Annotated in this window: 23 protein-coding genes and 1 riboswitch; of the genes, 1 reads left to right on the forward strand and 22 read right to left on the reverse strand. The window is 38.2% G+C overall.

The genetic code is table 11. The features are described 5' to 3' along the window. Window positions 1-50 precede the first annotated feature (50 nt). The 21 genes from MKY78_RS06555 to MKY78_RS06655 all read right to left on the reverse strand — a co-directional run bounded on the left by MKY78_RS06555 (window position 51) and on the right by MKY78_RS06655 (window position 17,633). The gene (locus tag MKY78_RS06555) at window positions 51-194 is read right to left on the reverse strand and encodes a hypothetical protein (RefSeq protein ID WP_339217044.1); all 144 of its coding nucleotides are present in this window, start codon (window positions 192-194) and stop codon (window positions 51-53) included. A gap of 526 nt (window positions 195-720) precedes the next feature. Then, window positions 721-1,290, reverse strand: a complete 570-nt coding sequence (gene purN / locus MKY78_RS06560; protein WP_339217045.1) for a phosphoribosylglycinamide formyltransferase — start codon at window positions 1,288-1,290, stop codon at window positions 721-723. Next, complete coding sequence (purM, locus tag MKY78_RS06565; protein ID WP_339217046.1) at window positions 1,283-2,305, reverse strand: phosphoribosylformylglycinamidine cyclo-ligase; 1,023 nt, start codon at window positions 2,303-2,305, stop codon at window positions 1,283-1,285. The genes purN and purM overlap by 8 nt, the downstream gene beginning before the upstream one ends. 13 nt (window positions 2,306-2,318) lie before the next feature. Next, complete coding sequence (gene purF, locus MKY78_RS06570) at window positions 2,319-3,728, reverse strand: amidophosphoribosyltransferase (RefSeq protein ID WP_339217047.1); 1,410 nt, start codon at window positions 3,726-3,728, stop codon at window positions 2,319-2,321. Further along, the gene (purL, locus tag MKY78_RS06575; RefSeq protein WP_339217048.1) at window positions 3,713-5,932 is read right to left on the reverse strand and encodes a phosphoribosylformylglycinamidine synthase subunit PurL; all 2,220 of its coding nucleotides are present in this window, start codon (window positions 5,930-5,932) and stop codon (window positions 3,713-3,715) included. Before purL ends, purF begins: the two co-directional genes overlap by 16 nt. Then, window positions 5,916-6,602 carry a phosphoribosylformylglycinamidine synthase subunit PurQ gene (gene purQ / locus MKY78_RS06580; protein ID WP_339217049.1) on the reverse strand — a complete coding sequence of 229 codons (687 nt, stop codon included), beginning with the start codon at window positions 6,600-6,602 and terminating at the stop codon, window positions 5,916-5,918. Before purQ ends, purL begins: the two co-directional genes overlap by 17 nt. Further along, window positions 6,599-6,850, reverse strand: coding sequence for a phosphoribosylformylglycinamidine synthase subunit PurS (gene purS / locus MKY78_RS06585; RefSeq protein ID WP_339217050.1), 252 nt, complete (start codon window positions 6,848-6,850; stop codon window positions 6,599-6,601). Before purS ends, purQ begins: the two co-directional genes overlap by 4 nt. Further along, on the reverse strand, window positions 6,847-7,560 hold the full coding sequence (purC, locus tag MKY78_RS06590; protein WP_339217860.1) for a phosphoribosylaminoimidazolesuccinocarboxamide synthase: 714 nt from the start codon (window positions 7,558-7,560) through the stop codon (window positions 6,847-6,849). The genes purS and purC overlap by 4 nt, the downstream gene beginning before the upstream one ends. A 10-nt stretch (window positions 7,561-7,570) precedes the next feature. After that, window positions 7,571-8,866, reverse strand: coding sequence for an adenylosuccinate lyase (purB, locus tag MKY78_RS06595; protein WP_339217051.1), 1,296 nt, complete (start codon window positions 8,864-8,866; stop codon window positions 7,571-7,573). After that, window positions 8,863-9,984, reverse strand: coding sequence for a 5-(carboxyamino)imidazole ribonucleotide synthase (gene purK / locus MKY78_RS06600; RefSeq protein WP_339217052.1), 1,122 nt, complete (start codon window positions 9,982-9,984; stop codon window positions 8,863-8,865). Before purK ends, purB begins: the two co-directional genes overlap by 4 nt. Continuing rightward, window positions 9,968-10,462 (reverse strand): 5-(carboxyamino)imidazole ribonucleotide mutase, encoded by a 495-nt coding sequence (gene purE / locus MKY78_RS06605; RefSeq protein WP_211742154.1) that lies wholly within the window; start codon window positions 10,460-10,462, stop codon window positions 9,968-9,970. The genes purK and purE overlap by 17 nt, the downstream gene beginning before the upstream one ends. Before the next feature lie 131 nt (window positions 10,463-10,593). Then, window positions 10,594-10,693: riboswitch (purine riboswitch) on the reverse strand. 244 nt (window positions 10,694-10,937) lie between these two features. Continuing rightward, window positions 10,938-11,327 (reverse strand): disulfide bond formation protein DsbD, encoded by a 390-nt coding sequence (locus MKY78_RS06610; RefSeq protein ID WP_339217053.1) that lies wholly within the window; start codon window positions 11,325-11,327, stop codon window positions 10,938-10,940. A 59-nt stretch (window positions 11,328-11,386) separates the two neighbouring features. After that, window positions 11,387-11,671 (reverse strand): hypothetical protein, encoded by a 285-nt coding sequence (locus MKY78_RS06615; RefSeq protein ID WP_339217054.1) that lies wholly within the window; start codon window positions 11,669-11,671, stop codon window positions 11,387-11,389. Window positions 11,672-11,738: 67 nt separating this feature from the next. Then, window positions 11,739-12,206: a hypothetical protein gene (locus MKY78_RS06620; protein ID WP_339217055.1), complete on the reverse strand. Its 468-nt coding sequence runs from the start codon at window positions 12,204-12,206 to the stop codon at window positions 11,739-11,741. Between the two features lie 220 nt (window positions 12,207-12,426). Then, window positions 12,427-12,597 carry a hypothetical protein gene (locus MKY78_RS06625; RefSeq protein WP_339217056.1) on the reverse strand — a complete coding sequence of 57 codons (171 nt, stop codon included), beginning with the start codon at window positions 12,595-12,597 and terminating at the stop codon, window positions 12,427-12,429. Between the two features lie 212 nt (window positions 12,598-12,809). Next, window positions 12,810-13,298: a UPF0158 family protein gene (locus tag MKY78_RS06630; protein WP_339217057.1), complete on the reverse strand. Its 489-nt coding sequence runs from the start codon at window positions 13,296-13,298 to the stop codon at window positions 12,810-12,812. 31 nt (window positions 13,299-13,329) lie between these two features. Continuing rightward, window positions 13,330-13,863, reverse strand: coding sequence for an HAD-IIIA family hydrolase (locus MKY78_RS06635; RefSeq protein ID WP_339217058.1), 534 nt, complete (start codon window positions 13,861-13,863; stop codon window positions 13,330-13,332). A 430-nt stretch (window positions 13,864-14,293) separates the two neighbouring features. Beyond that, window positions 14,294-15,178 carry a helix-turn-helix domain-containing protein gene (locus MKY78_RS06640; RefSeq protein ID WP_339217059.1) on the reverse strand — a complete coding sequence of 295 codons (885 nt, stop codon included), beginning with the start codon at window positions 15,176-15,178 and terminating at the stop codon, window positions 14,294-14,296. 346 nt (window positions 15,179-15,524) lie between these two features. Further along, a complete protein-coding gene (locus MKY78_RS06645; protein ID WP_339217060.1) occupies window positions 15,525-16,211 on the reverse strand; it encodes a hypothetical protein in 687 nt (228 codons plus the stop codon). Window positions 16,212-16,391: 180 nt separating this feature from the next. Further along, window positions 16,392-16,607 carry a hypothetical protein gene (locus tag MKY78_RS06650; RefSeq protein ID WP_339217061.1) on the reverse strand — a complete coding sequence of 72 codons (216 nt, stop codon included), beginning with the start codon at window positions 16,605-16,607 and terminating at the stop codon, window positions 16,392-16,394. A gap of 423 nt (window positions 16,608-17,030) precedes the next feature. Next, window positions 17,031-17,633 carry a DUF2179 domain-containing protein gene (locus tag MKY78_RS06655; protein ID WP_186869042.1) on the reverse strand — a complete coding sequence of 201 codons (603 nt, stop codon included), beginning with the start codon at window positions 17,631-17,633 and terminating at the stop codon, window positions 17,031-17,033. A 101-nt stretch (window positions 17,634-17,734) separates the two neighbouring features. On the opposite strand from MKY78_RS06655, the gene MKY78_RS06660 reads away from it, so the two are divergent. Continuing rightward, on the forward strand, window positions 17,735-18,169 hold the full coding sequence (locus tag MKY78_RS06660) for an Hsp20/alpha crystallin family protein (RefSeq protein ID WP_339217062.1): 435 nt from the start codon (window positions 17,735-17,737) through the stop codon (window positions 18,167-18,169). A gap of 125 nt (window positions 18,170-18,294) precedes the next feature. Here the strand turns inward: MKY78_RS06660 and norA are convergent, their stop codons facing one another. Then, window positions 18,295-19,479: a multidrug efflux MFS transporter NorA gene (gene norA, locus MKY78_RS06665; protein ID WP_339217063.1), complete on the reverse strand. Its 1,185-nt coding sequence runs from the start codon at window positions 19,477-19,479 to the stop codon at window positions 18,295-18,297. Between the last annotated feature and the right edge of the window lie 4 nt (window positions 19,480-19,483).

Here is a 19,483-nt window from a genome sequence, read left to right on the forward strand (position 1 = left end):
GTGTACTTTCTTCTTTTAGGTAACATGTTCTTTCGTTTTTGGTGTATCTTTTATCGGATCGGGCTTATTTGCTTCGGGGGTGGGGGCGTCTCTTTTTCACATGGGCGCATCTTCCTTCTGCTTGGGTGCATGTGCTCCGGGTTTGGGCGCATCTCTCTCACACTTGGGCGCATGTACCCCGTGTTCGGGCTCATCTCTCTCCCTCTTGGGCCCATTTGTTTCGGGGTTGGGACCATCTCTCTCTCTTGGGCTCATGTACTCCGGGTTCGGGCTCATCTCTCTCCCTCTTGGGCTCATGTACTCCGGGTTTGGGCTCATCTCTCTCCCTCTTGGGCTCATGTACTCCGGGTTTGGGCCCATCTCTCTCCCTCTTGGGCTCATGTACTCCGGGTTCGGGCTCATCTCTCTCACACTTGGGCTCATGTGCTCCGGGTTTGAGATCATCTCTCTCCCACTTGGGCTCATGTGCTCCAGGTTCGGGGCCATCATACTCCCACTTGGGCTCATTTACCCCAGGTTCGGGCTCATCCTACTCCCACTCGGGCTCATTTACCCCAGTTTCGGGCTCATCCTACTCCCACTCAGGCTCATCTGCTCCATCTTCAGGCGCATCTCACTCTCACTTGGGCGCATGTACTCCGTTTTAAGGCTCATCCCACTCTCACTCGGTCACATCTACCCCAATTCCAAGCCCATCCACCGCACCACATCACATCTACATTACCGGCTATCTGCTACCACCTGATTAATCACCCTTGGATACAGCACATGCTCGACTTGCTGTATCCGGTTCTTTAATGTGTCTTCTGTATCCTCTGGTAAAATAGGGACTTGTTCTTGTGCGATAACTGGGCCTGTATCCATTCCTTCATCAACGAAGTGGACGGTAACACCTGTAACTTTGGCGCCAGCTTGAAATGCTTGACCTATGGCATTTTTACCGGGAAAAGCTGGTAAAAGGGATGGGTGGATATTTAATATTTTCCCTTCGTATGCTTCTAGTAGAGTCGGACCAATTAATCGCATATAGCCTGCAAGAAATACCCATTCCACTTTATGCTTACGTAGAGCGCGCAGCACTTCCGACTCATATTCGACTTTAGACGGGTAGTTTTTAGGATTTAAAACAAACGTTTGTACACCTAACCGCTCCGCTTTTTCAATGACTTTGGCTCCTGGTTTGTCACAAACTAGTAAGACAATTTCACAAGCTACAATCTCCGCTTTCATGATGGCTTCAAAATTACTACCTGTACCAGAAGCAAATACGGCTGCTTTTATTTTACTCATAACGGAAGTGTACTCCTTCGTTTGTCCCTACTTGACCAATTATTGTAGCATGCTCGCCTGCCTCCGCTAGGGCATGTAGGGCTTGCTCTGCGTCTTGTTTGGCTACTACGATTGCCATGCCAATTCCCATGTTGAATACGCCAAACATATCATCAAGCGTCATGTTCCCTCTTTCTTGTAGGAATGGAAATATTTCTGGTATCTCCCAGTTTCCATAAACTAAATCTACACCTAGTCCTGCCGGTAGCATTCTTGGAATGTTTTCATAAAATCCACCACCAGTTATGTGTGAAATGCCTTTTATAGAAACTTCCTTCATGACACTGTTAATCTGCTTTGTATAGATCTTAGTTGGTTCCATCAACCACTCACCTAGTGGCTTGGATAATCCAACGGGAGTCTCCGTTAAGTCTAAGCCATTAACTAGTTTCCGGACTAAGGAATAACCATTCGAATGTATCCCACTGGAGGGTAGACCGATAATGATGTCACCTGCTTGAATTTGTTCTCCGGTAACTAGTGCTGACTTTTCAGCAATTCCAACAACAAATCCAGCTAAATCATATTCATTTTCCTCGTACATTCCTGGCATTTCCGCTGTTTCGCCACCTATTAATGCCGCTTGTGCATTAGCACAGCCTTCTGCTATTCCGGAAACAATTTGTTCTATTCGTGCAGGATCGTTTTTTCCACATGCAATATAATCAAGGAAAAACAAGGGGGCTGCACCTTGAGCAACGATATCATTGACACACATAGCAACTAAATCGATGCCAACTGTATCGTGTTTATCCAATTCAAAGGCTAGCTTTAATTTAGTTCCAACTCCATCTGTCCCAGATACTAAGACAGGCTCTTTATACGAAAAAGATGTTAGTTCAAATAATCCGGCAAAAGAACCAATTCCGCCAAGTACTTCTGGTCTTGTTGTTTTAGCAATATGCTTTTTCATTCGTTCAACCGCTTCATAGCCCGCTTCTACATCGACACCTGCTGCCTTATATACATTCGACACGTTGTCACGCTCCTTAACACTTCGTATAGGAAATTTCTAATTGACCATTCTTCGTTACTGGGTACTGTCCAGTCATACATGCCATACAGACACCTTGATCTATCGAATCATCTGAAACGATTGCTCGTTCTAAACCTTCACTAGAAAGATAAGCTAAACTATCTGCACCAATGATTTCGCAAATTTTATCAATCGAATAATTTGCTGCAATTAGTTCCTCTTTCGTAGACATGTCAATTCCGTAATAGCAAGGGTTTGTAATAGAAGGAGATGCAATTCTCACATGAACCTCTTTCGCACCAGCTTCCTTCAACATGCGGACGATTCGCTTGCATGTTGTACCTCGAACGATAGAATCATCAATCATAATGACACGCTTACCTTCCACAATTGCACGTACAGGAGAAAGCTTCATTTTAACCCCTTGCTCGCGAAGTTCCTGGGAAGGCTGGATGAACGTTCTCCCAGTATATCGATTTTTAATTAAGCCAATTTCGTATGGAATACCTGTTTGTTCTGCATAGCCAATCGCCGCAGAAATACTAGAATCCGGTACACCTGTTACCACATCTGCTTCAACAGGAGCTTCCTTAGCTAATTCAATCCCCATACGCTTACGTGATGCATGGACATTGACCTCATTTAAATTACTATCTGGGCGGGAAAAATAAACATACTCCATCGCACATAATGCCCGCTTTTCTGGTAGAGCAAAGCGTGTAGACTCTAATCCATCATCGGAAATCGTAATTAACTCACCTGGTAAAACGTCACGTTCGTAGGTCGCACCAATAATATCAAACGCGGAAGTCTCAGATGCTACGACATATGCATCTCCTAATCTACCGATCGATAATGGACGTAACCCTTTTGGATCTAACGCTACATGCATGCGAGTTTCCGAGAGAATGATAAAAGCATAGGCGCCAACTAATTGACCAAGAGCATCCTTTAATCCGGAAACGGTATCCATATTGCCATTTCGCTTCAATAAATGAGCAAGTACTTCTGTATCAGAAGAGGTTTGTAAAATACTGCCCGCAGACTCTAATTCACCACGGAGCTCATATGCGTTCATGATATTTCCATTATGAGCAAGCGCCATACTTCCCGTTTGCGAACGAAAAAGCAATGGTTGGACATTATCAATTGATCTTTCCCCTTGGGTTGCGTAACGGACATGCCCGATTGCAGCATGGCCACTAAGCTTGGAGAAATCAACTCGCTTGAATACATCATTGACTAGTCCTTGCCCTTTATGAAGCTTTAATTCTAACCCATTTGTTGTGACGACACCTGCACCTTCCTGGCCACGATGCTGTAAAGCATGAAGTCCATAATATGTTAATTCCGCCGCCTTATCATGACCCCAAATGCCAAAGACACCACACTCTTCATTTAAGCCTCTTATTTCAGCAAGCATGGAATTGCTCCTTTCCAAAGACGGTATAACTCATGAACACTTTCGGATAATACGTCACCATCTTTGCTCCGAACTGTTAATTGACCATCTGATGTGACGAGACCTATTTGTACTGCATCCTCCACTACTTGTTCAAACACTTCCTGTTGCTCAGGTCTCACACTTACGATAAAACGAGATTGTGTCTCACTAAATAGTTCTACTGTCACATCACCACTCACTTGGATATCAGCACCTAATGACGTGTCATAGAATAAACACTCACTAAGTGCAACACCAAGTCCACCTTCAGCAAGATCATGTGCTGAAACAACTAAGCCGCTTTGGATTGCTTCGAGTAACTGGGCTTGACGTTTAGCTTCGATATCTAAATTGATTTCTGGTGCTTTCCCTTCATATGCCCCGTTTAGAAGGTTTTGCAATTCACTACCACCAAATTCCGGCTTACTTTCCCCAATGACATAAATGGCATCACCGGATTGTTGGAAAAAGCTTGGTGTAATATGTTCTAGTGACTCATGTAAGCCGACCATTCCTACAATTGGTGTTGGGAAAATCGCTTTCCCTTTAGACTGGTTATATAAAGAAACATTCCCACTAATTACTGGTGTACCTAATTTTTCACAAGCATCACTTATACCTTCTACGCTTTTTTCCATTTGCCAAAATACTTCTGGATTTGTTGGGTTACCATAGTTTAATCCGTCTGTTAAGCCAAGTGGTCTAGCACCCGAACAAATAATATTACGTGCCGCTTCAGCTACAGCAATCTTCCCACCAGTTTCTGGATCTAAATAGATATAACGGGAATTACAATCTGTTGTAATCGCTAATGATTTATCCGTACCTTTAATTCGCACAACGGCAGCATCGGAGCCTGGTCCTGTCACAGTATTTGTTTGTACCATCGAATCATATTGATCATAAACCCATTCTTTACTTGCAATGGTTGGTTGCTGTAATAATTGCTTCAATACCGCCCCATGGTCATCAATGATTGGTACATGATTGCCAATCTTCTGAAACTCTTGGTAATAACGAGCCTCCTGAGCAGGTAAATGATAAACAGGTGCTTCCTCTGCTAATGCATCAACAGGGATTTCTGCTTGTACTTCACCATGCTGTTTAATTCGAAATACCTTTTCCTCGATAACTTGCCCTACCGCTACTGCTTTCAGACCATATCGTGTAAACACATCAATGATTTCTTGCTCTCTACCTTTTTTGACAACCAATAACATACGCTCTTGGGATTCCGAAAGCATTAATTCATAAGCAGTCATGTTTCGCTCACGTTGTGGAACTAAATCTAAATCCATTTCCATTCCAGTACCAGCTTTACTTGCCATTTCACTTGCTGAAGAGGTTAAACCAGCTGCCCCCATATCCTGCATACCAACAAGCGCATCGGAATGGATCACCTCTAAGCAAGCTTCTATTAATAGTTTTTCCATAAATGGGTCACCAACTTGGACGGCTGGACGATCTTTCGCTGCGTCTTCTGCTAAATCATCCGAAGCAAATGTTGCCCCATGAATACCATCACGCCCGGTAGGAGCACCAGCATATAGAACCGTATTGCCAATACCAGCAGCAATCCCTTTTTGAATATCCTCATGATTAATGAGGCCAATACACATCGCATTGACTAATGGATTATCTTCATAGGAGTCATCAAACTGTACTTCTCCTCCAACTGTTGGAATACCAACACAATTCCCATAACCAGCAATCCCATTCACAACCTCTGAGAATAAGTATTTCACTCGATCCGTTTTTAAATTTCCAAATCGGAGCGAGTTCATCAATGCAATTGGACGAGCACCCATGGAAAATACATCACGGATAATTCCACCAACTCCAGTAGCTGCCCCTTGATATGGTTCTACGGCAGACGGATGATTATGGCTTTCAATCTTGAATACAACGGCTTGATTGTCGCCAATATCGATTATTCCAGCCCCTTCACCTGGGCCTTGTAACACATGTGGCGCTTTTGTCGGAAACTTCTTTAATAGAGGTTTAGACGTCTTATAGCTACAATGCTCTGACCACATGACCGAGAAAATCCCCGTTTCCGTAAAGTTCGGTAGACGACCTAAGATTTTTTTGACCATTTCAAATTCTGAACTGCTGAGTCCCATTTCCTCATAAAGCTTATCTCGTTCAATTTGCTCTGGGCTGATCTCATGCGTTTGTAACATAATAGGACTCCCTCCATTTTTTCACCATTGATTGGAATAGCTTTAACCCATCATCACTACCTAGAAGTGCTTCCACTGCACGCTCTGGGTGTGGCATCATGCCTAATACATTTCCTTCTTTGTTCACAATGCCTGCAATATCTTCTACAGAGCCGTTGGGATTCTGTTTATAGGTGAATACGATTTGATTATTCGCTTTTAGCTCTGTAAGTGTTTCATCATCACAGAAATAGTTCCCCTCACCATGAGCAATCGGGAAGCGGACTACCTCGCCTTTCTCATAGCCACTAGTAAAGATGGTTTCGTTATTTTCAACGATTAGTTCTTCCTGGTGGCACATAAAGGATAGTCGTTTATTTCGCATTAAAGCCCCTGGAAGTAGGCCAGATTCTGTTAAAATTTGAAATCCATTACAAACACCTAGTACTGGCTTTCCCTTCGCGGCATGCTCCCTTACTTGGTTCATGACATCCGATGTTGCTGCAACAGCACCTGAACGGAGATAGTCACCGTAAGAAAATCCTCCCGGAAGTAAAATACCATCATAATCCTGTAAATCACTATTTTGGTACCAAACTAGATCTGCTTCTGCACCAAGTACTTCTTTTACCGCATGATACATGTCTCGGTCACAATTGGAACCTGGGAAAACAATTACAGCAAATTTCACGAGTGTACAGCCTCCCCAATTTCAAAATGGTAATCCTCGATTACTGGATTGGCTAAGAGTTTATCACACATTTCTTTTACCCGGTCCTCTAGTTTAGGACCATCTTCTATTTTCATCTCAATGTACTTTCCTACGCGTGCTTCCTCAACCTCTTTATACCCCAGTGAGTTTAATGATTCTTGAATCGCTTTTCCTTGTGGATCTAGTACACCTTGCTTTAATGTGATATAAACCGTTACTTTTCTCATACTCTTCGCTCCAGTCGCTGTAATATTTGTTCATAAACAGTGATTAAATCACCTGTACCTTGACGAAAAACATCTTTATCCATTTTCTCATTGGTCTTTAAATCCCAGAGTCTACAAGTATCTGGTGAAATCTCATCCGACAACACAATATCGCCATTCGGAAGACGACCAAATTCTAGCTTAAAATCTACTAGTTTTAGATTAATAGATTGGAAGAATTCTGTTAAAACGGTATTAATTTCTAGTGCTTGTGCTTTTATTTCTCGTAATTCCTGATGGGTTACGTCTGTTAAAAGCAGAGCATGGTCATCATTAATTAACGGATCATCTAAAGCATCATTTTTATAAAACAGTTCGACAAGCGGAGGGGAGAAAGGAGTCTTCTCCTTAAATCCCAGACGTTTTGTGATGCTCCCCGTTGCCAAATTACGAACAACTACTTCCAATGGAATAATGGTTGTTTCCACCACGAGTTGTTCTGTCTCATTCAACCGCTTCATGAAATGACTCTTGATTCCGCGTTCATGTAAATAAGGGAAGATTAAGGAAGAAATAAGATTATTTAATCTCCCTTTTCCTGGAAAACTTTCCTTCTTCTTTCCGTTAAAAGCTGTTGCATCATTTTTATAGGATAAAACAAGCTTCTCTGAATCTGTGGAAGAGCGGTAAACCTTTTTCGCCTTCCCCTCATACAATAGCTCTGCCTTCATGACGTTCACCTCAGTTTAAGCCGATGCGCTCAAAGATCACATCAACATTTTTTAAATGGTACGTATAATCAAAGCAATCCTCAATTTCTTCTTCTGTTAATAATGTCGTAATGCGGTCTTCTTTTTTAACTAATTCTCGGAAATGTACTTCTGTCTCCCATGCCTCCATCGCTTTTGGCTGTACGATATCATATGCTTCTTCACGACTCATTCCCTTTTCAATTAGAGCAAGTAGCACTCGTTGGGAGAAGATAACCCCATGTGTCTTATCAATATTTCGCTTCATGTTTTCAGGGAAGACCGTTAAGTTTTTCACGATATTGCTAAAACGATTTAACATATAGTTAAGTGCTATCGTTGCATCTGGTAAAATAACGCGCTCCGCTGAAGAATGGGAAATGTCACGCTCATGCCAAAGGGAAACATTTTCATAAGCTGTTACCATATAACCGCGAATGACTCTGGCCATACCTGTCATATTTTCTGAACCGATTGGGTTTCGCTTATGTGGCATAGCAGAGGATCCTTTTTGACCTTTCGCAAAGAACTCTTCCACTTCACGAGTTTCGGTTTTCTGTAATCCACGAATTTCTGTCGCAAACTTTTCGATAGAAGTCGCAATCAGAGCGAGGGTCGACATATATGCTGCATGACGATCACGTTGTAAGGTTTGTGTCGATACTGGTGCTGGTGATAGCCCTAGCTTTTCACACACATACTGTTCTACAAAGGGATCGATATTTGCATATGTTCCAACCGCACCAGATAGCTTTCCAAATTCAATATTTTTTGCCGCTAGTTCAAAACGCTCTAAATTACGTTTCATTTCCTCATACCAAAGGGCAAGCTTCAATCCAAAGGTTGTCGGTTCTGCATGTACACCATGGGTTCTCCCCATCATGACCGTATGCTTGTTCTCGATTGCCTTATTTTTTAAAATTTCGATGAAGTTATGTAAATCCTTCCGAATAATGTCATTCGCTTGTTTTAATAGGTAAGAAAGAGCCGTATCCACTACATCTGTGGAAGTTAAACCATAGTGAACCCATTTGCGTTCTTCCCCCAACGTTTCCGATACAGCACGAGTGAAGGCAACTACATCATGCCTTGTCTCCTGTTCAATTTCGTAAATACGATTAATATCAAACGAAGCATTCTCACGTAGCTTCACAACATCTTCTTTAGGAATAATGCCAAGCTCACTCCATGCTTCACATGCTAAAACTTCAACTTCTAACCATGCCTTAAATTTATTTTCTTCCGTCCAAATAGATCCCATTTCTTCTCTTGTATAACGTCCAATCATTGTTTTGCCTCCTCAAACTGTTTAACCTGCTCTATGCTGTCTTCTCCAATAAATGTAATATGCCCCATTTTCCGCTTTGCTTTCGCTTCAGCCTTTCCATACAAGTGAATAAATCCTTGATTTACGTTAACCATTGCTTTTAAGGTTGGTTCTACATCTTCCCCTAAAATATTGATCATCGTAGAAGGTTCAAGAAGCTTCACTGGTATTAATGGTAACCCACAGATTGCTCGTATATGCTGAGTAAACTGTGAAATATTACACGCCTCAATGGTGTAATGTCCCGAATTATGCGGGCGTGGTGCCATTTCATTTAAGTAAATGTTATTTCCTGAAACAAACATTTCAATTGCAAAAGTCCCTACAACCTCTATCTTGTTTGCCAGTAATGTTGCTGCTTCGTATGCCTTTTTCTGTACTTCTGTCGATACCTTTGCAGGTGCTGTTGTTTGAAACAGAATATGATCCTTATGTACATTTTCTGCAATAGGGAAAAATTCGATTGCACCCTTTGCATCTCGAGTAAACACGACCGAAATCTCTTTATCAAACGAAAGCCATGTTTCGATGATACAATGCCCATTTTGTTCTACAAACTGAATCGCATTTGGAATATCCGCTTCTGATTCTAGTTTTAACTGTCCCTTTCCATCGTATCCCCCTCGACAGGTTTTCATCACAACAGGAAAGGATGCTTCTTTCAATGCCTCCTGACACGCTTTGCCATTATGGACAATAAAAAAGTCAGGGACTGGTAATTGTAATGCCTTCATGACTGTCTTCTCTTTTTCGCGATTTTGCGTTACTTCTAATGCATAGGCGCCTTGTGGAAGTTTTCCCTGCTCCTCAATAAAGGTTGCAGCTTCCAAATCGACATTTTCAAACTCATACGTCACAACATCACTTTTGTCGGTTAATTCTTTAATTGCATTCATGTCATCATAGGCTGCAACGATTTGGCCATCCGAGACTTGTGAAGTGGGACAGTTCGGTGTTGGGTCTAACACAATAACCCGATAGCCCATATACTTCGCTGCTATTGCCATCATTCGACCAAGCTGCCCGCCGCCAATGATACCGATTGTTTGTGGTGGTAGAATACTAGTATTGCTTTGCAAGGTCTTCCCTCATTTCATCCACTTTTGCTTTCATGTTGGTACGATAGTTTTCTAATTTATTTGCGATATCCTCATCAAAAGATCCTAGAATTTGAGCCGCCAGTAATCCTGCATTTATAGCACCTGCTTTTCCAATTGCAACCGTAGCAGTCGGAACCCCACCTGGCATTTGCACAATAGATAATAGGGAGTCAAGTCCATTCAATGCTTTACTTTGCACTGGAACACCGATAACTGGTAATGTTGTTTGTGAAGCTACCATACCTGGTAAATGGGCTGCACCTCCAGCTCCCGCAATGATTACTTTTAAGCCTCGTTCACGTGCGGTTTTCGCATATGTAAACATTTCGTCTGGAGTTCGATGTGCAGAAATGACATCTTTTTCGTAACGAATATTTAGTTCTTCTAATAGGGTACATGTATGCTTCATCGTATCCCAATCCGATATACTACCCATGATTACACCAACTAAAGCCATTTCGATTTCTCCTTCCTTTAGTAGAAAAGATTCCCTATCCTATACCATGAAAAAGGTCTATTCACCTCTCTCATTGGATGAGAGAAGACGAATAGACCAAAAATAAGGTCGACAAATAACCATTGTTGTACCAATAACGCATCTTCCCTCATAGTCCAGCATTTACGGTGCCAGGTAGAAACTTCAAGGCCATATTCCAAGAAATATATGAGGATCTGTATTCTTTTGATGCCTTTAGCATAACAAAGATACCATTAATGGTCAATTAAAAAATCGAACAATTTCTACTCAATTTTAACGATTGTTCGGTTTTATACAGTATTTAGTATAAATATGGATAAACTGTTACATGTATTGCATCTTTTACTACTGTTTTTCCATTTCCAGCTAGTATGTTACGATGGTATTTATAACTTATTCAATGAAAGTGTTTGATTGCGGAACTACATCCGTACTTTCAATACTCACAATTCATTTATCTTGTAGCGTTCATTACTTTAAAAACAACACTGCCAAACGTAAACTTAACAGGGTATAATGAAAATACCACAGCAATAATCACGCAGAGTGTCTTTATCCCTCCAGTTAAATGAAACATATCGTTTATCAGGTAATTAGCTAATTGGATTAGACCAAATACAATACATACTGACACAATAAAAGCAACCAATATTAGAATTACTTGCAGTAAGGACATCTGCTTTATTTTCCCTAATTTTTTTATACTGCCATCGTTAATTGAAAAAGATAAGTACGCCATTGGAGTTACTAATAAGTACCAATTTGAATAGCCAAACCCTATCCACGAAGCACCCATTCCCAAAAGCAGAATCCAACCAATTATGTTAAAGGTTTTTTTATTCACCTAACCACTCCTAAAAAAAATGATATATTGTTAAATTGCTATATTGTCCTGATTGATGCTCATTTTATTTCGGAATTGCTCTCGTTAGTGAGATTGAAATAGCTATAAGTAAATTTTTCACCCGAGAGTTCTTTTAATTGTTCAATTCCAATTTTTATTGCATTTTCCTCTGTATCTATTAGCGATAAACCTTTTTTAATTGGGCTCCAATACTCATATGTATACTCATCATCGCACCTAAACCACCTTGAGACCTCCGTTGTATATAGTCCATCGGTTCTTTTAATAATTTCAACCTTATAAATTTTACTTGGTGAAAAAAACTCTTTCACAATCTCCCTCATTATTTTCACCGCCATTTTCTTGTTAAACCTTGCACCCTTAGTTGAAGTTCTTTTCTTGATTTTGTAGTCAATCCCAATAGTTGAAGACTACATCTCCAACTGTTTTAGATTTCCAATATTTAATGTTATTTAACTCAGCCTCATTTAGTTCATTCTTGTTTTCCACAATGATTCTTCCCTTATTTTCCTTTATCACTAGCGGTTCATTTAACTCATTCGAACGTAGAACTCGATAGTATGGACTAAATCCATTTAACAACGGCTCATTATCAATAAATTTAATATAGCCATGGTCAACTAATGAAGCAAAAGCGATAAATGGATATACATTATTGAGTAGGATAGACATATTCTCCTCAAGAACATTTACTTTCACTTCATAATAATTACGAGCAGCTTCTGGTTCGCTAAAAGATAATACATTCCCATTTAGTCTCTGAATTAACGAGTAACATACTTTTTTGAAGTATTTTCCATCGGTTACCGGATCAGGTCCATTAAATCCACTTACTCCATTTAAAAGTATCACTTTCATCTTCCCTTCTATACATTTGAACCTTGTTTAACTAGTTATCACAACACCTTTATACCTTGATATTAGCATAATTCAAAATATATATTGTAAAAATAAAGACCATCGATTTGATTATCCTAATTGCCTAACACACCTATTCCTTATATAACCTAATTTATAAGTTGGCAAGCTAGCCTTCAAGATTAATCCGTTTCATTTGCATTTTTTGTATTAAATTTCATTAATGACCAATGTTATCGTTGTCACCATTAATTGGTTCTACTACCTTTCCATTTTTATCCGTTATGATAGTATCGGTTTCTTTAATAGGTTCCTTCAAAGTCGGATAATAAGTAATGGCTCCAATTATAATGGTTATCATTATCAACCCAATAGTAACTTTTTTTCTCATAGGGACTCCTTTTTAACACTTCATATATTATTTTTTCTCGCTTGTTTAAATTATAGTATGTTAACCACTGCACCTGATAGTTTAAGTGCAATATATCACAATTTTTCCTAGAAAAGGGCTACCTTCTTAATGGAAAATATAAAAATTATGATAAAACATAGGTAGGCAGAAGAAGTGATTCCCCTTTGATACAGTAATCGCCTTTATCATTTTTATTCAATAAAGTTTATATTATTTCCCTGACACCACTTAATCGCAATTTGTTTAAAACACTCGTAACGGTATGTATACCATTGCTCTTCCATTTCAAAATCAATTATTTTATCCTTAAACCTTCTGAAAGCCCCCTTTCCCTTAATTGCTCTTAATAAAGCTTCCTGCTTCCATTGATTACTTACACTTAAGCAAAAGTTTTCCATTATTTTATATTCATTCACATCATATTTAGTTGGTAACTCTATATAATTTTCAAAGTTATCAACTATATCAATTGCAATCTTTCTATTTTCTTGTTGCCATTCAGGTAAATGATCAAAAGGTTCTTCTTCTTCAGCAGCTCTCAAGTCCTCTGATGTTACTAACACTATTTCACCTGTTTTCATATTTAATAATGAAAGTGACTTTTCAAATTGGATTTCCATTTCTTCAATTATATCTTTCAGATTGACTTGTATATTCACGATTAAATCACCCTTTTTCATTTGAATATTGCACCTGGTAGTTCAATAAGATTTATACTTTATTTTTGTGTATGACCCATTTAACAGCGTCTAATAGGTTCTCAGCTACATAATCTGGTTCAATTTCCGCCCACTTATCCCTGTATTGATTAAGGGAACTGTACCCCCATCCTGTAAGCACTAAAATTTTCATTGCACCAACGGAATGAGCTGCCAACATATCAGTTGAACCAACATCACCAATAAATACAGTCTTTGTTAAATCTAATTTATATTTTATTGATGCTTCCAAAAGCATTCCTGGTTTTGGTTTATGACAATTGCAGTCATCATCTGAACTATGAGGACAAATAAAGGCATCATCAAATTCATATGATTGAAATTCCTTGTAAAAATCATCAAGGGTAGCTTCACCTCTACTAATTCTATGTTGATTAGTACAGGCAAAAGTTTTAATATTATTATCCTTTAAAATTTGTAATGCAACTCTACTGAACGAATATGGGGTGAAATCTTTTGGATGAATAAAATGTCCAGTACCACCAATAGTTCCATCACGGTCAACAAAAACTGCTTCAATATTCATTGGTAGGTTATTCCCCCTTTTATTTCTTGATTTTCAACTCTTCTGCCCCGTTTGCTTAATATCTTCTACCTAAACACTAACATAATATTCCAAAAATAAAAACGAGATTTTAGCCATAAGAAAAAGGCGATACCACTTGGATCACCTTATTTAACTCTCACCCGTTACTCTAAGTATAATAATTCACAATCTTTTTTCCACATCAATAAACTTAGTCACTTTAATGTGTTGTCCATGCAAAAAGACGCTTTTTATTAAAGAAAATTGCCCCGATTGCGGTATAGTTAAGCAATATTTTCACCAAAACTTTAAGTAATGAACAAGCGTGTTAATTCCTACCAACTTTACAGCCATAATTGCAATTATAACTATAATACTTAAAACGGCAGCCTTTTTACCAGAATTAGCCATGTTATCACCCTACCTTAAATCATATTTTTTCGTCAAACGATAAATTTACTGGCTCGTCCAGCAGTTCACCATGCACCTCTAAATTAGTTGTTGGAATACTTTCATTTACCTCTTCAAAAGTGAATTGATCTGCCCATACAGTTCCTTGTCCAGACAGAATGATACCAAATGAAATAACAGCACTTTGGGTTGGAACATCCAAAATAATAGAATAATGGTTCCAGTTTGTTGTTCCTTTAATGGGGCGATTACTCATATTATCAAATTGAAGAACATCTTCCATTGTGTCATCTACTCGCATCCACATCCCAGCGTACACATCTACCTCTTCCGTACGGATGAAACAAGAGAGTCTAATACGTTTTCCAACAAACTGATTAGCCCTAAATGTTTGCATCATGGTAGCGAATTCTGTTGAATCTAACACTGTTTTGGATTTTAAATAACCTGATGCTTTCCCCTGATGAACAACTTCATGGTCAATCCCCATTTCGTAATTAAATGGATTTGATCCACTTAAAAACCAACCTTTTACCTTTGTCTCCATATTTGTTTCCTCCTTAATTTTAATCATTTCTGACATCATTTTGCGATATTTTCCAGGTGGTAGCTTATAAATCTCTTTAAATGCTCTTGTAAATGATTCTTGTGATTCAAACTGATAATATAAAGCGATATCAAGAATGCGTTCACGTGTGTAAAGCAAGGCGGAAGAAGCATTAGCCAATCTTCTTAACCGAATATATTCAGTTATCGTCATGCCAACCTTGGATTGGAATATTCGATGAAAGTGATACTTTGAAAAATTTGATTGTGCTGCAATATTTTCCAAAGTAAGTGGTTCATGTAGGTTTTCTTCCACATACAATATAATTTTCTTAATTATAATTTCATGATTATACAACGAAGGTACCTCCTTTAATTATAGGATATCAAGGTTCTTCATTTTTTTTTGATATATCTTGCGAAGTAATCGCTGCATCCTAAAAATCTTTAAAGAGAGGTTGATGTAAATATCAACCTCTTTTTATATCTGCAACAATATCGCACGATTGTTGAATATGAGCTAAAGACGATTCTTCAACTATCCTGCCCCATTAATTCAATAACTCCACAAACCAATACTAACTAATATTCCAAATATACTATCGGAATTTTACCATAAGAAAAAGGCGAACTTCATAGATCCCTGTTTCACTATCCGTTTGTCAAAGTACATTTTTTCACAAACAAATCCCTTACAATATTTATTAATTCAAATCCTTAAGAAACTCATATAATTCATCAACACTATAGGATTTAAAAATAAGTTCTTGCTTGTCAAACACAAACAATACTGGGAATTGTTCTATGTCAAATTCTTCTTTATAATCAACAACATAATTTTCTTCATAATACACCCAATTGACGACTGCATCCTGTTCTTTATCCTCCATGATGTCCATTATGTCTTCAAAGAATGTTTCCTGTAGCTCTGTAGGTAATGTTTCATACATTACAACTATATTAAATCCATCTGTATGTAATCGAAGTTGCCAAAATTTTTCTTCATAAGACATCTCTAACAGAATGATTTCATCTGGATAACCTTCGAAACTATCTCCTCTTGGCGGATTAACTAACACTTTTTGTCCCTTTTTTAGGTTATCGATTGATACTTCCTTTCCATCTTCGTGCTTTATAACTGTCTCATTTGATAATTTTGCTATATAAGAGTATCCCTCATCTGTCATACCAGGACCTTTTCTGTCTCTTTTTTCCCATTCAGAAATGTCCACGTCAATACTCTTTTCATCTTCTAAAACTTCCCAAACAGTTCCAATCATTTTATCATCTTCATAATACCCGTAAGGAGACTCTAATTTATCGCCCGTACTTTCACTACATGCAGAAATACATAACATGGTAATTAACAAAAATGAGATTCTTTGACGCAAGTTACCTCCTCCTCCCAATCGAAGCAGACATGTTATTATAAAAATGATTTATTTTCTTACATTAATCTGCCCCTTTAATAATGACACAATATTCCGAAAATATTATTAAATAAATAGAAAAAGACGATTCATTTGAAGACCGTCTTGCTCTACCCTTGCCCCGTATGCTCAAACATATTTTTATGAATTTGTAGTAAATTTCAAATGTTTATCACCTAAGATAATAATATTTATATTCCATCTTGGATGCATAACTAAATTGTCGTTTCCATCAAATTCTAAAGCCATATGAATTTCATCATCTTCATTTGTAAGAATGGCCATTCTTTTATTTTCCATATCTATATAAGGCTTTAAACCTTCTACCATTTCTATTTTCCAATCAAAAAAGTTCATCATTTCGCCTCCATTTTCTCAATATATCAATAACATATAAGAATATTTTAATCACTAACCTGATCCGTCAATTAAAGCACTTAATACTCTAAATGTTATATATATTTTAACATAAATATCCAACTCTAGACTTAACGCCCTTTAAAAAATATCCCCGATAATTTCTAAGATTCCCAATCACTCTATAGTACTCACAAAAAACCTCTGGCCTATATAAGGGCAGAGGTTAAAACTTTAGTCTATATTTCTTTTGTTTAAGTTGAGCATTTTTTATCAAATATTGAACCATATTTTCGTACTACAACATTTACTAAAACAAGGATCTGAATTGAAAAATTCAATCATGAAATAATAAGTAATCCATTCCTTTCCCGCCTTTGCCATCCATATTACCATGTTAATAATATTCTTCCCATTAGTTCCTTAAGACATCTCATCAAAACTTTTTGTTGTATTCTCAATTTCAGGATTCGTTTTTTTCTTCGGATTGAGTAAACGTCCTTTTCGAACTTGTTTTACCCAGAATCCGCCATGAATTTGCTTCGGTTCATAGGAAATGATAAAGGCTTTCGGATCTATGGTTTTAATTTCTTCATATAATCGTAGTTCGTATTTTCTTGGTGTTAATATTTGCATAGATAGCCGGTCTCCATCCATTCCATAAGCAGACCAACTGGTTACACCATACCCCTTTTCCCTTAATCTACGGGTAAAGTTTAAATCAGGATTACCAGAGATAACATTTACAGTAATATATCCAAGTGCAAGCTTTTCTTCAATAATGGAACCAACAACTACCCCGATTCCATAACCAAGAGCATAAGCTAGTACGTTTTGTATCTCGTTCAAATTATCTAATACAAGACCTAGCCCAAATATGTAGACAACAATTTCAAACATACTAACAAAGCCTGCCACATAGCGGCGTCCTTTTAATGTTAAAATCATACGAATGGTAAACATGGAAACATACACGATATTAATAATCAGAATGATAGCAACCATGATTAGAGCATTTTCCAGCAATAACATAACCTCCTATTTTCTTATACTCCTAAGGGCATACACCCATTTTTTAGACTTTGCATATAGTATAACTATCATACTGCAAAAAATGAGGTGTTGTCATGGATCCATTTCAGCAAATGTCTGATTGGAAACGGAATTTAGATCACTTCTTTGGCGAGCAATTTTGGAATCAGTTTGAAGGGATCCTTAAACCAACCATTCCCCAAATCAATATTTACCAAACGGACAATGAAATATTATGTATTGCAAGCATACCAGGATTAACGGATTTGGATAAAGTAGATATTTATGTAGACCATACAACATTAGATTTACGTGGAACGATAGATATCGGTTTTAGTGCCGGTACAGTAGTGAAGGAAGAGATACTACAAGGTGTGTTTGACCGCAATCTTTCCTTACCATTTCCAGTTCGCTCGGATAAAATCAAAGCAACCTATCATAATGGACTACTATATATCCAATTACATCGGTTAATTTCTGATTCTAGTAAGAAGAATCGCGTTAAGGTTGAGTTACTGGAGGAAAACTAATGATAAGAACAGAAAATCACCTAAGCGCTATTCTAATCTACACAAATAAAAGCTCCGGCGATATTCCGGAGCTTTTAATAGCCAAATACCATATTTCAGTTACTTAGGTATAGATTACGGTTTAATTACCCAGCTTCCGTAACTATTTTCTTAGCAGGTTGTTTCCAAAACAGCGATAATACGATTCCCATCGCTATAATTGCAGTAGCAAAGAAGTATGGATAATTAATATCTATATCAAATAATACGCCACCCACTATTGGACCAAATATGTTTCCTAAGCTCGTGAACATGGAGTTCATTCCCCCAACAAATCCCTGCTCCCTACCAGCTATATTAGAAAGGTAGGAAGTTATCGCTGGACGGAATAAATCAAACCCTACAAACACAATAAAGGTTACGAGTAATATAGATAGATATGATTGGACAACCGTCATCATATAAACGAGCACTGCTGATAATAATAAGCTATATTGAATTAACCTAATTTCCCCTAATAACTTGGTAAGCCTATCAAATAATAAGACTTGGGAGATAGCACCAAATATTGCTCCCCCAGTGATGACAATCGCAATATCTGTTGGCGTGAATTGAAACTTGTGATCGACAAATAAGCTAAAAAATGATTCGAAAGCTGCAAGTCCGAACGAGGTAATGAAAATTAGTACAAACGAAATCAAATACATTGGCACAAACAAACGCTTGAAGCCAACTTTTGGTTGCGAATCCTGTTCCTCATCCTCATACTCTGCTGAACGCTCAGGCTCAGTTAGTAAGATAATCGATAGAATAGCTGCAAAGCTACCAAGCCCACCGGCAAAGAAAAACGGTACTCGAGTTCCGAAGTCTGCAAGGAAACCACCAATCCCAGGACCAATAATAAATCCAGTACTAATCGCAGCTGACATATATCCCAGTGCTTTAGGACGAGTTTCCTTCGTCGTGATATCAACGATAAAGGCTGTAACAGCTGGCATAATAAATGCCGCACTAATACCACCTAGTATACGTGATATGAATAAGGTTTCGATTTCTTTCCCAATACCAAATAGAAATTCCGAAAAACCAAAAATAAATAACCCAATCACAATCATTATCTTTCTGCCAAACTTATCAACCGCCTTACCTGCTAATGGTGAAGCGATTAATTGGGCAATCGCAAATGCTGCTGTTAAATAGCCTACTGTCTTTCCCGTAATGCCTAATTCGTTCATTAATGTCGGTAATACCGGAATAACCAAACCAATTCCTAAAAAGGCGATAAATAAGTTCAGTAGTAATAACCATAAGGTGACTTTATTTGTACGCATATTC

Origin of the sequence: Ornithinibacillus sp. FSL M8-0202 (assembly GCF_037975285.1) — a bacterium.
Classification (GTDB): Bacteria; Bacillota; Bacilli; order Bacillales; family Amphibacillaceae; genus Ornithinibacillus; species Ornithinibacillus massiliensis.